Source organism: Butyrivibrio sp. WCD2001 (assembly GCF_000424485.1).
Taxonomy (GTDB): Bacteria; Bacillota; Clostridia; order Lachnospirales; family Lachnospiraceae; genus Butyrivibrio.
Map to the genome: position 1 here is coordinate 22070 of NZ_AUJZ01000020.1, position 13386 is coordinate 35455.

The 13386-nt window shown below is 41.9% G+C and carries 9 protein-coding genes; 1 reads left to right on the forward strand and 8 read right to left on the reverse strand.

Annotated features, from left to right (window positions below; genetic code table 11):
• Nucleotides 1-26: 26 nt before the first annotated feature.
• The 6 genes from G630_RS0114605 to G630_RS0114630 form a co-directional block, all read right to left on the reverse strand.
• Complete coding sequence (locus tag G630_RS0114605; protein WP_026499006.1) at nucleotides 27-2438, reverse strand: glycoside hydrolase family 3 protein; 2412 nt, start codon at nucleotides 2436-2438, stop codon at nucleotides 27-29.
• Between the two features lie 179 nt (nucleotides 2439-2617).
• On the reverse strand, nucleotides 2618-5254 hold the full coding sequence (gene ppdK / locus G630_RS0114610) for a pyruvate, phosphate dikinase (protein ID WP_022763115.1): 2637 nt from the start codon (nucleotides 5252-5254) through the stop codon (nucleotides 2618-2620).
• A gap of 101 nt (nucleotides 5255-5355) precedes the next feature.
• Nucleotides 5356-6237, reverse strand: coding sequence for a glycerophosphodiester phosphodiesterase family protein (locus tag G630_RS0114615; RefSeq protein WP_044959441.1), 882 nt, complete (start codon nucleotides 6235-6237; stop codon nucleotides 5356-5358).
• Nucleotides 6238-6433: 196 nt separating this feature from the next.
• The gene (locus G630_RS0114620; protein ID WP_026499008.1) at nucleotides 6434-7282 is read right to left on the reverse strand and encodes an aldo/keto reductase; all 849 of its coding nucleotides are present in this window, start codon (nucleotides 7280-7282) and stop codon (nucleotides 6434-6436) included.
• Between the two features lie 111 nt (nucleotides 7283-7393).
• Nucleotides 7394-8263: a phosphoribosylaminoimidazolesuccinocarboxamide synthase gene (locus tag G630_RS0114625; RefSeq protein ID WP_022763112.1), complete on the reverse strand. Its 870-nt coding sequence runs from the start codon at nucleotides 8261-8263 to the stop codon at nucleotides 7394-7396.
• A 141-nt stretch (nucleotides 8264-8404) separates the two neighbouring features.
• On the reverse strand, nucleotides 8405-10045 hold the full coding sequence (locus G630_RS0114630) for an ABC-F family ATP-binding cassette domain-containing protein (protein WP_026499009.1): 1641 nt from the start codon (nucleotides 10043-10045) through the stop codon (nucleotides 8405-8407).
• Between the two features lie 174 nt (nucleotides 10046-10219).
• On the opposite strand from G630_RS0114630, the gene G630_RS0114635 reads away from it, so the two are divergent.
• The gene (locus G630_RS0114635; RefSeq protein WP_022763110.1) at nucleotides 10220-10777 is read left to right on the forward strand and encodes a hypothetical protein; all 558 of its coding nucleotides are present in this window, start codon (nucleotides 10220-10222) and stop codon (nucleotides 10775-10777) included.
• Between the two features lie 56 nt (nucleotides 10778-10833).
• Here G630_RS0114635 and G630_RS0114640 read toward each other — a convergent pair whose 3' ends face one another.
• Nucleotides 10834-11679 (reverse strand): PHP domain-containing protein, encoded by an 846-nt coding sequence (locus G630_RS0114640; protein WP_022763109.1) that lies wholly within the window; start codon nucleotides 11677-11679, stop codon nucleotides 10834-10836.
• A gap of 77 nt (nucleotides 11680-11756) precedes the next feature.
• Nucleotides 11757-13313, reverse strand: a complete 1557-nt coding sequence (locus G630_RS23805; protein WP_022763108.1) for a GGDEF domain-containing protein — start codon at nucleotides 13311-13313, stop codon at nucleotides 11757-11759.
• Between the last annotated feature and the right edge of the window lie 73 nt (nucleotides 13314-13386).

Below are 13386 nucleotides of genomic sequence, written 5' to 3' on the forward strand. Positions count from 1 at the left end.
CCTCCCTTGGGGGAAGGCATTTTTATTTAATCAATTCTCAGTATTAATGTAAGGATATTCTTAGCTGCCATGTTTAGTTCATCTCGTGTGATGGCGCCTTTTTCAAGAGCAGCTATTATTCTGTCCGGATATCCGCATCCCATCTTCATATCATTTCCGGCCTTACATTCTTTATAATTCTCGCCGTGGGTCCACCAGTCGGTAGTAACCATACCATCAAAGCCCCATTCTCCGCGAAGAATTCCATTTATCATATCCTCGTTTTCCGAAGCGCGTCTTCCATTTATGATATTGTAGGATGTCATTATGCTCCAGGGATGAGCCTCTTTAACAACAATTTCAAAACCCTTTAAGTAAATCTCACGGATTGCCCTCTCAGATGCTCTTGAATCACTGTCCTTTCTATTGGTCTCTTTATTATTCAGAGCAAAATGCTTTATTGTTGCAGCAATATGGTTACTCTGAATTCCACGTACCATTCCGGCAGCCATCTTTCCGGTTAGGAGTGGATCTTCTGAATAATACTCAAAGTTTCTGCCGCAAAGAGGCGATCTGTGAATATTCATTGCAGGTGTCAGCCATACTCCGATGTTATTCTCCTTAACCTCTTCTCCTCCGGCAATTCCAACCTTCGTTGCCACTTCCGGATCCCAGGTACATGCAAGCAGTGTTGCACATGGGAAAGCTGTTGTCTTAACACCAACATGAGGCTGAATTCTTAGGCCGGCAGGTCCATCAGCTGTCATAACATTAGGAATACCAAATTCATTATTATTTCCGTATCCAAAGGTATTGGCCACACCAGTATTTGGCTGTCCTCCTACAAGCCATGCCAGATCTTCATCCGATAATCCTTCTATGAATTTATCAATAGAAATTTTCCCTGTGAAAACATCGATAAACTGAGGTTTGTCTGCGGGCTTATAACGGTTCACGGACTTTTCAGGTCTAATTGCAGGTGACATACCTTCCAGTTCATCTTCGGAAAGAGGTGTAAGCTCATTCTCATTATATTTAGAAGCATCTCCCTGCTCTAACATTTCATATGTACCGTCCGCAAGAAGTCTCTTCTTTAAAGCAACAGGAGCCATCTTCTGGGTGAGCTGGCACACAATCTTATTATCATCAAGGACATATTCCTGCTCAGCAGATCTTGCATTTCTTACATCTGTCCCTACAAAAAATTTATATCTTCCCTTTTCAAGGACGTAAGCAGACTTCTGAATCTTTCCAAGGTCATCATAGGATGCAAAAACATCAACAGGAAATTCAACTACTACCCTCTGTGTCTGTCCGGGCTCAAGTAAAGCAGTCTTTTTAAAACCTACAAGTGTTTTCTCAGGTTTTCCGAGCTTGCCCTGCGGCGACGAAACATAGATCTGAACCACTTCTTTTCCTGCATATTGACCATTGTTTGTCACATTTGCCTTCACAGTGATTATGCCGTCGTCTTCTCTTATTTTGACGCGGCTTACGCTAAAGTCCGTGTATGAAAGACCATATCCGAAGGGATATATTACCTTATCGGATGCATCCTTGATTGTCTCAAAATATCTATAGCCTACATAGATATCCTCTTCGTATTCAACATAATCATCAGAATCATGGAAATGTTCTGTTCCCGGATAATCAGAGAGGTTCCTCGCAAAGGTATCCGCCAGTTTACCACTGGGATTCCCAAGTCCACATAAAAGCTCAGCTGTAGCAAGGCCGCCTTCCATGCCGCCCTGCCATGCGATAAGAGCAGCGTCTATGTCCTTGCTGTCTTTAATCCATGAAACATCAAACATGCCGCCGATATTCAATACTATAACAGTTTTCTCGAAAGCCTTACTTACAGAATTGATTAACTCCTCTTCAGCCTTTGAAAGATAAAAGTCACCTCTTTCAAAAATGCCATTTGTCATATCTATTAGGGGCTGATCCACTCCCTTAAAAGTGCGATCGATTACCTTATCACTCTTTCTGTCCCAACCTTCACCCGAATATCTGCTGATTGAAATAATTGCAGTATCAGTAAACGCTTTTGCCTTAGTCAGAATATCCTCAGGAAGCGCGGGCTCTGCTATAAGTCCCGGCATCTTGCCTTCCTTATATAATCCTTTTACATAATCCTCATAAAAATCAATAGAATCTTCGAAAAGAGAAACCCTCGCTCCAAGTTTCTTAAATCCCTCAGCGAGGTTTGTAACGTAGGGAACGGTAACATCACCTGATCCGCCGCCTCCCTTTACATAATCTATCGTTGCTTTTCCAAAAAGAGCGACCTTTTGTCCTCTTGCAAGAGGCAGTATACTCTTTTCATTTTTTAAAAGAACCATACCTTCTTTTGCAGCATTCTTAGAAATCGCTATATGCTCAGCAGAAGCAGTAACCTTATTTCCATCCTCTCCTAAAGGAAGATTCGGATGATACATTATTCTGGACCATTTTCCCATTGCATAACCTCCATAAGCTTTTCATAAAAAGTATATATGCAATTATTATAGCTGTATTTCATGTATGTTTAAATACACATTTACACCTAAAAAAAGATTCCCCTCTTGCATTAAACAAAAGGGGAATCTCTTATATTTTACTCATTCACACCGAACAAGTTTTAAGCCTTAGGCAAAAATTACTTGTTTGCGATAGCTGCCTGAGCTGCTGCAAGTCTTGCAACAGGTACACGGAAAGGTGAGCATGAAACATAGTCAAGGCCAATCTTGTGGCAGAACTCAACTGATGAAGGATCTCCACCGTGCTCTCCGCAGATACCAACGTGAAGCTTAGGATTAACGGGCTTACCAAGCTTAAGTGACATATCCATAAGCTTACCAACACCTGTCTGATCAAGCTTAGCGAAAGGATCGTTCTCGAAGATCTTCTCATCATAGTAAGCGTTAAGGAACTTACCAGCGTCATCACGAGAGAATCCAAATGTCATCTGTGTAAGGTCGTTTGTACCGAAGCAGAAGAAGTCAGCCTCAGCAGCGATCTCGTCAGCTGTAAGAGCAGCTCTCGGGATCTCGATCATTGTACCAACCTCATACTCAAGCTTAGCACCAGCTGCAGCGATCTCAGCATCTGCTGTCTCACATACAACCTTCTTAACGAACTTAAGCTCTTTAACTTCACATACAAGAGGAATCATGATCTCAGGCTTAACGTTCCAGTCAGCGTGCTCCTTCTGAACCTCAAGAGCAGCACGGATAACAGCCTTAGTCTGCATCTTAGCAATTTCAGGATATGTAACTGCAAGACGGCATCCTCTGTGACCCATCATAGGGTTGAACTCGTGAAGAGAAGCGATGATAGCCTTGATCTCCTCTACGCTCTTACCCTGAGCATCTGCAAGCTTCTTAATGTCTTCCTCTGTTGTAGGAACGAACTCATGAAGCGGAGGATCAAGGAATCTGATTGTTACAGGGCAGCCCTCAAGTGCCTCATAAAGAGCCTTGAAGTCTTTCTGCTGATAAGGAAGAATCTTCTCAAGAGCAGCTTCTCTCTCCTCAGCTGTGTCAGAGCAGATCATCTCACGGAATGCAGCAATTCTGTCTTCCTCGAAGAACATGTGCTCTGTACGGCAAAGACCGATACCCTCAGCACCAAGCTCACGAGCCTTCTTAGCATCAGCGGGTGTATCAGCGTTTGTACGAACCTTAAGCTTTCTGAACTGATCAGCCCAATCCATGATACGACCGAACTCACCGGCGATCTGAGCGTCTACAGTCTTGATAACGCCATCATAGATGTTACCTGTTGTACCGTCGATAGAGATGAAGTCTCCCTCGTGGAACTCTTTACCAGCAAGTGTGAACTTCTTGTTCTCCTCGTCCATGTTGATGTCGCCACATCCGGAAACGCAGCACTCACCCATACCACGAGCAACAACGGCAGCGTGTGATGTCATACCACCACGAACTGTAAGGATACCCTGAGCAGCCTTCATACCTGTGATATCCTCAGGTGATGTCTCAAGACGAACAAGGATAACCTTCTCACCTCTCTCAGCCCATGCTACAGCATCATCAGCTGTGAATACAACCTTACCGCAAGCAGCTCCGGGTGAAGCACCAAGACCCTTACCCATAGGAGTAGCAGCCTTAAGAGCAGCAGCGTCAAACTGAGGATGAAGAAGTGTATCAAGGTTACGAGGATCGATCATTGCTACAGCTTCTTCAGGAGTCTTGTGTCCCTCATCAACAAGATCACAAGCGATCTTAAGAGCAGCAGGAGCTGTTCTCTTACCGTTACGGCACTGAAGCATATAGAGCTTCTTGTTCTCAACAGTGAACTCCATATCCTGCATGTCGTGATAGTGGTTCTCAAGTGTATCACAAACCTTGATGAACTCAGCGTATGCTTCAGGGAATTCCTTCTCCATCTGAGCGATCGGCATAGGTGTACGAACACCGGCAACTACGTCCTCACCCTGAGCGTTGATAAGGAACTCACCCATAAGCTTATTCTCACCTGTTGCAGGGTCACGTGTGAATGCAACACCTGTACCAGACTCATTATTAAGGTTACCGAATACCATAGGCATTACGTTAACAGCTGTTCCCCAAGAATAAGGGATATCGTTGTCACGACGGTAAACGTTTGCACGAGGGTTATCCCATGAACGGAATACAGCCTCGATAGCGAGCTTAAGCTGCTCTACAGGATCTGAAGGGAAATCAGAACCAAGCTGGTTCTTGTACTCAGCCTTGAACTGCTCAGCAAGCTCCTTAAGATCAGCTGCTGTAAGATCTACGTCAAACTTAACACCCTTCTGCTCCTTCATCTTGTCGATGAGCTGCTCGAAGTACTTCTTACCTACTTCCATAACAACGTCTGAGAACATCTGGATGAAACGACGATATGAATCATATACGAAACGCTCGAATGCAGGATCAGGATTGCCCTTGATCATTGCAGCAACAACCTCGTCATTAAGACCAAGGTTAAGAATTGTATCCATCATACCAGGCATAGATGCACGAGCACCTGAACGAACAGATACAAGAAGAGGATTGTTAAGATCACCAAACTTCTTGCCGTTGATCTCTTCCATCTTCTTAACGCCTTCCATAGCCTGAGCCATGATCTCGTCGTTAATCTTACGTCCGTCCTCGTAGTACTGTGTGCAGGCCTCAGTTGTGATTGTGAAACCCTGTGGTACCGGAAGACCAATGCTTGTCATCTCAGCAAGGTTAGCACCCTTACCACCGAGAAGGTTACGCATTGTCATGTCACCTTCGCTAAACATATAAACCCACTTGTTTGCCATGTTCACTACCTTTCTTACCGATTATTCGATTCGGTAAAACCCTTTCCATTTATGTTACATTTTTATAATTAACTATGTCGTACATAGTAATTACCAATTGATTATGAAGGAATGAATCCCTCAAAAATAAAGATATCAAAGAAATTTCTGTTCTTATCCAATTCTTCCTGGCTCTTTATTGTCCAGGCCGCTGCTGTGTTCTTATATAATCCGCGGCAAAGCTTCCTTGATAAGTTACGTTGATATTTGTGATTATATGCCACAAAATCAGGTCTTGTAAGAAAATTAAATATGAGGAATGCGAGTGCATAATACAAAGGTGTATGCCATAATTTCTCAGGTTCTCTGAAAAATTCCTCTGAAAGCTGTCCTCTGAAAATATCTTTGTGATGACGCTTAAACCAATATAATCCAAGCGGATTAAAGGACTCTATGCAATAAACTCCGGTATAGCCGCGAAGTATCTTATCCACTACCGCACATACCGAAACATCAAACAGTTCTATCTTGAGCTCAATGATAAGCGGAATCTTACCATCCACAAGTTTAAGAAAGTCTTCAAACTTCGGAATCTTCTCATCAGATTCAAGCAAATGAAACTGTTGCAGTTCTTCATAGGTGTAATCTATCACCTTACCTGCTACCCCAAGGCTACCGTCCTCATTCCTTACGGCATCCTCAGGTACATGTCCCTCTTCATATCTGGCTACTCTGGCCAATGTAAAATCATGGAAAACTACGGGAACCCCATCCCTAGTGAGCTGAACATCAAGCTCTATTCCATACCCCGCATCGACAGCCTTTTTAAAAGCAGCCATTGAATTCTCAGGTGCTTCAGTATTATTGTCGTGCAATCCTCTGTGTGCGTACAAGTTCTGTTTGAGAAGTTTCTCTGCTGACGGCCTTCCAATCATCCTTGGCATGATCGCCAAAAGGTAAAGAACTACCAAAACTACTATTATAATCAGAAGAGTTTTCAACATATTACATAACTTCCTTCAAACCCTTATTTAAAACGCCTAGGATATTTTAATATCTAACTTAAAATTTGACAAGTACAAAAAAGACGAATGTCAAGACTTTTTTTACAAAAATCTTGACATTTTTGATAATAATCACTATAAAAAGCTTATTTTACAACTAATTCACACTTAATTCCGGCCTTTTTGAATAGAATTCTTACTCATCCGGTGAATGTCCGGAGTTTCCATATGGCTCCAAGGCATCAATTTTTGCCATATCTTCGTTAGAAAGTTCAAAATCAAATATTTCAGAATTAGACTTAATTCTGTCCTCATGCACCGACTTTGGAAGCGGCAAAATATCATGTTGCAAATCCCATCTTAGGATTATCTGAGCCGTACTCTTACCATACTTTCCCGCCAATTCCACCAAAACAGGATGTTCCAGTGATCTGCCACGGCCGAGCGGACTCCAGGCTTCCACAAGAATACCGTTGTCCTGACAGAATTTCACTGTGTCCGCCTGCATAAATCCCGGATTAATCTCAATCTGATCAACTGCAGGTATGATCTCCGAATCCATAAGTGCGTTCAGATGATGAGTTAGGAAATTGGACACTCCGATAGATTTTACTCTGCCACTCTTATATATCTCCATCATGGCTTTCCAGGTTGATCTGTTTGTATTTTCCCAATCGTCGTCAAAAGCATATGAAGAAGGCCAGTGAACAAGATAAAGATCAAGATAATCAAGACCTATCTCATCCATTGTTTTCTCAAACGCACGAAGTGTCTTATCGTAACCGGCTTCCGTCTTCCAGACTTTACTCGTCACAAATAGATCCTCTCTCTTGCATCCCGAAGCCTGAATATAGTCCTTAACTGCATTGCCTACATACTTCTCATTTTCATAAAAAGCTGCTGTATCAATATGAATATACCCAAGTTCCAGAGCTGTTTTCACAGACTGATAAGCTTCATTCGGATCTTTAATTTTGTAAGTACCAAATCCCAGGCATGGAATTGAAGTTCCGTTATTTAATTTAAATTGTGTCGATAATGACATTCTGCTCCCTCCTGCTCATAATCAATTAAAATGTCTACTAAATAATAGCATAAAAAAAACAGCATTATCATTTATTCGACAATGCTGTTTAATATCATGTATTATTTTATATTACAGTTTCTTTCCGGTCAAAAGTTCATAGGCTTCTTCATACTTAGCGATAGTCTTATCGATTACGTCCTGAGGAAGGTTGTAGTCGCTTTCAGGGTTAGCCTTGAGCCAGTCTCTTACAAACTGCTTATCGAATGAGGGCTGTGATTTTCCGGGTTCATAACCTTCTACAGGCCAGAAACGGCTGCTGTCGGGAGTAAGCATCTCATCACCAAGAACTACCTCACCGTTTTCGTTAAGACCAAACTCAAACTTGGTATCTGCGATAATAATACCTTTTGTGCGAGCATAATCAGCGCATTTTTTGTAAAGAGCGATAGTATAATCGCGGAGCTTTTCTGCGTATTCCTGACCATGTCCGGGGAAATCTCTTTCAAGCACTTCAACAGAACGCTCAAAGTCGATATTCTCATCGTGATCACCGATCTCAGCCTTGGTGGAAGGAGTATAGATAGGTTCAGGGAGCTTGTCACATTCCTTCAGTCCCTCGGGAAGTTTTATTCCACATACGGTTCCGTTTTCCTTATAGCTGTTCCAGCCGCTACCCGTAATATATCCGCGGACAATGCACTCAATGGGAAGCATTGTAAGCTTTTTGCAGAGCATACTGTTGCCGGTAAACTCAGGCTTTCTGAAAAACTCGGGCATATCAGCGGTATCTGTGCTGATCATGTGGTTGCTTACGATATCCTTAGTGTAATCAAACCAGAACTTTGACATCTGGGTAAGAACAGTGCCCTTCTTCTCAACCTTGTTCTTAAGGATTACATCAAATGCTGAGATTCTGTCGGTAGCTACCATAATGAGTGCATCACCTACATCATAAATCTCACGAACCTTACCTTCTTTTACCGGACTATATTCCTGCATACTTCTTTCCTCCCTTTGGCTTTAACGTTGTTAACCTCATCCGCCTGCTACGCAGGCACCTTCCCCAGAGGGGAAGGCTTTATATTCAGTTGCTCCGTAGGCTCTTTTTCCCAAAAACAACTTCATATGCATACATAATGATCAGTCATCATTATCTTCGTCTTCGTTAGTGCTGTAAACTGTACGTTTTCTTGCCATCGCATCACTTTCGAGATACTCATCGTAAGTAGAGCGCTTATCGATAAGTGAGCCGTCAGGCAGGATTTCCATTATTCTGTTTGCTGTTGTCTGAACTACCTGGTGGTCACGGCAGGCAAAAAGCTCAACACCGGGGAACTTGATCATACCCTGGTTAAGCGCTGTGATTGATTCCATATCAAGATGGTTAGTAGGCTCATCAAAGATGAGGCAGTTTGCACCGCTTATCATCATCTTACTGAGCATGCAGCGAACTCTCTCACCTCCGGAGAGAACCTTAACCTTCTTAACACCATCCTCACCGGCAAAGAGCATACGGCCAAGGAATCCGCGGACATAGGTTACGTCCTTAATCTCGGAATAGCCTGTAAGCCACTCGGTGATTGTATAGTCATTGTCAAACTCGCTTGAATTATCCTTGGGGAAGTAAGCCTGTGAAGTAGTTACACCCCATTTATAAGTACCCTCGTCGGGCTCAATCTCGCCGGAAATAATTTGGAAAAGAGTTGTCTTTGCAAGCTCATTTCCACCGACAAATGCGATCTTGTCATCATGCTGAACAACGAATGAAATATTATCAAGAACCTTCTCGCCGTTAACAGTCTTGCTGATTCCGTCAACTGTAAGTACTTCGTTTCCGATTTCTCTCTCAGGTCTGAAATCGATATAAGGATATTTTCTTGAAGATGGCTTAATTGTATCAAGCTCAATCTTCTCGAGAGCCTTCTTACGTGAAGTAGCCTGCTTAGACTTACTTGCGTTAGCTGAGAATCTTGCAATGAACTCTTTAAGTTCCTTGATCTGCTCTTCCTTCTTCTTATTGGCTTCCTTCATCTGACGAATCATCAGCTGTGAAGACTCATACCAGAAATCATAGTTACCTGCATAGAGCTGAATCTTACCATAATCAATATCAGCGATATGAGTACATACCTTATTAAGGAAGTAACGGTCATGGGATACAACAATAACAGTGTTCTCAAAATTGATAAGGAACTCCTCGAGCCATGCTATAGCATCCATATCCAAGTGGTTGGTAGGCTCATCGAGAAGCAGAATGTCGGGATTACCGAAAAGCGCTCTCGCAAGAAGTACCTTGACCTTCTGATTACCGTCAAGTTCCTTCATAAGCTTGTAGTGGAACTCAGTCTCGATTCCAAGGCCGTTAAGAAGGCTCTCTGCATCTGACTCAGCTTCCCATCCGTTCATTTCAGCAAATTCAGCTTCAAGCTCACTTGCACGGATACCATCTTCATCAGAGAAATCTTCCTTTGCGTAAATAGCGTCCTTCTCCTTCATGATCTCATAGAGACGGGCGTTACCCATGATAACTGTATCAAGTACAGTGAATTCATCATATTTGAAGTGATCCTGCTCCAGGAAAGAAAGACGCTGGCCGGGAGTAATAGCAATATCTCCGTTGGTGGTCTCAAGCTTACCTGATAATATCTTAAGGAAAGTAGATTTTCCCGCACCGTTGGCACCAATTATTCCATAACAGTTGCCCTCGGTGAATTTTATGTTTACATCCTCAAACAGAGCCTTTTTACCGACTCTTAGTGTGACATTGTTTGCACTGATCATATTGAAAAACTACCTCCGATCGTGTTTCTTCTATAATTAAGTAACCAACTTGGTATTATATGGGATACCCCTCAAAAATGCAATGTCTATTTATTGACAAAATACCTTGAAAGTCGTTAAATTATTATCGTATGTGAGGGGAACTATTCATTTTATTTCTATGGAGGAAAAAGTATGAAAACAAGAAACAAAATTGGGGTAATGAAAAGAGTATTATCACTCGTAATGGCAATGGTATTTGTACTCGCTATGCCGTTAACAGTAGAAGCTAAGGTTAAGACTGTTAAACCTGTAGCACACAAATTCGCTACACGCGCTTCTGAGTTAGAGCCAATCTCAACAGAAATATCAAAGGGCACTCACAATGTTGTTGTCAAAAAAACCGAAGGTGTTTTCTGTGAGGGCTATGTAAAATTCGTAGCACCGGAATCAAGAACATACACCATTACAGTCAGCAATATAAAAGCAAAGGGTGCAAAAAGCTGCCTTGGATCACTTTTCGGACAGACCCGTCCTGTAAATTCAGATTCAGACGTTCTTGATTTTGCTTATTTTGACACAAAAGGAAAAGAGCACAATTGGCTGAATGTAGGCTCCAGAAAGTATAAAAATTATCTTGCCAAGAGAACCGGAAAAGTCACTCTTGAAGCAGGACAGACTCTTTATCTTCAGTTGTCCTTAGTTGCCAGCAAGAAGACTAAGTCCGCTTCTGCAAGAATCAAAATTAAATAATTTTCAGAAACAGAATATATAGAAAGAACAGCATCGCCATACTGACGATGCTGTTTTTATTTCCTATACTCTTTAATCTTTTCCACCACCTCATACGGAACAACCATCCTGCCGGTACCGCAGCCAAGATCTATATGCGGTTTATTCCCGCCATGAAAATCCGAACCGCCACTTATCAGAAGGTTGTACTTAGCCGCAATACTTTTCATGTCCCGCTCATCCTGTGCGGTATATGTTCCATATATAGCTTCGATACCCACAAGCCCCGCATCCTTCATGGAATGAACAAGCTCATCCATCGCATCTCTTCCAAGTCCGTATAGTACAGGATGGGCAAGAATCGGAATTCCGCCACCTGAAATAATCTGCTCTATTGCCATTTCAGGTGTTATTTTTTCCCTGGGTACATAGCATGGGCAATGATCTCCGATGAATCTGTCGAACGCCTCCTTAATGCTTGTTGTATAACCCTTTGCAAGAAGGAGTCTTCCGAAATGAGCCCTCGTAATTACAGCTCCGGGATTATTCTCCACCAGTTCCTCATAGGTTATCGGCATTCCGGCGTCTGTCAGCTTTTTACACATTTTCCTGTTGCGTTCTTCCCTGGAATCAATAAAGCTTTGAAGTGATCTTTTGAAATCATCATCCTTATAATTGATATAAAGGCCGACCACATGAACATCCTTGCCATTTCTTACAGTTGAATATTCGATACCGGGAATTACTTCAAGATCAGGATACTTATCTCCCTCTTCTATCGCCTCCGAAAGGCCGGAAATAGTATCATGATCGGTAAGAGCTATTGCAGAAAGCCCAATTTCATGGGCATACCTGATAAGCTCGGAGGGGCTGTAGGTCCCATCCGAAGCCGTAGAATGAGTGTGTAAGTCAACTTTTTTCATACCTGTCTCCGTATAATCAAATTATATAACCAGTAGCAATAATCTTCGTTTTTCGCAGTTACTATTTTAACATACTATCAGTCTCTCGTTGCCCGCATCTCTTTCTTATTTTCATACATCATACTGTCAGCTCTTTTAAATACATCACTTACATTCTCATCAATTCCCGGTGAATATACTGCAAGTCCAATAGCGGCTGATATTTTTTCCCAGGGCTTAAGAGTATCATCTTTTTCCATCTCTTTTAATTTATTCGCAAACTCATTAAGAAGTGCATCTTTGTTATTAAAATCACTTCCCCATAATACCACGGCAAATTCATCTCCGCCCAAACGAAATACAGGCGAATGACAGAAGATTTTACATACGATATCGCAAAGTCTCTTAATTGCTATGTTCCCCTGCTCATGACCATAATTGTCATTTATGCGTTTCAGGAAATTAAGATCAATCATGGCAATAGCAAACTCAACATCAGGATTACGCCTAAGCTCCCTGTCCAGCTTTATTATCTCTTTGTCATAGGCTGTCTTGTTACGGATTCCCGTAAGGGCATCCTTATGAGCAAGCTCCGCCATCTCTGCTGCATGTTCCTTGGTGCTATGAAGCTCCTTTGAGGTCTTCATCAGGTTCAGCATATAATCGTTAAGTTCACGAATCATAGCAGCTGTTCTTCTTGCGAGATTTGTAATCTCATGGTTTCCCAAACTGATGTTATCGAATTTATCAGCCGTGGAAACCTCTTTATTATCTGCATATTCGTCCATGAACTTTTCCATCTTACGAAGCTTTAAAATGTATTGGTGGTTTATAAACCACAGCATGCTATACATACATAGCAATAAAATAACAGCCACTATTACCACTTCTTTAATAGTGTTATTCAGAATTCCTTTGTTGACCGCTTCCACGGTGATATCCGCACATACTATGCCTATCATCTCCCCGCTTACATATAGTGGAGTATAGTATCCATAAGTCTTGCCGAACTGATTATCATAGGAATCATAGCCGCTGGGACTTTTTCCAGTCTGATATGTCTCCCATAGCTTGGGATAACTGTCTTCAGGAACCTCCACATCAAAATCGAACTCCATGATGCTCTTTCCGTCTACTACCTTTTCTGTTCTGAGTCCGTCGAAGACATAGTACATAAGCGGCGGCGTATCAGTCGGTACAAGGTAATAAACATATTCAGTACCAAACTCCTCATTAAATTCTTCAAATATATTCAGCCATTGCTCATATTTATATGTAGTAAAAGCTATTTTAGCTTCATCAGTCATATCAGAAAACGCTATGGTTTTCTCAAAAACTTCTCCGCCGTATTGCTCGGAAAATATTCTCTCCCATTCGTTTCTGGCAGGAATATAATTGCCGTCGTAATCATATGGAATAACTATGCTCTCATGGTTCTCAAGGAAATATTCCTGCATAAGCCTGAATTCATCTCCGTCAGCTTCAATTAAAGCTTCAAGACAATTAGTAACTTCCTTGATTCGCCTCTCCTGCTGCAATGTGTAGTTGTCTTCCTGGATCATATAGGTAGCTACCGCGCTGATTACTATCATAATTATCATGAATAAAAGAAAAATAATAGTAAATCTCGCCAGAAGCCCGAATCTTTTCTTCATAAGCGAATGCTCCCTATGGCTAAAGTCCCCTACTTTCATTATATGCGCCAAAACTAGTATCAAAATTAACGTA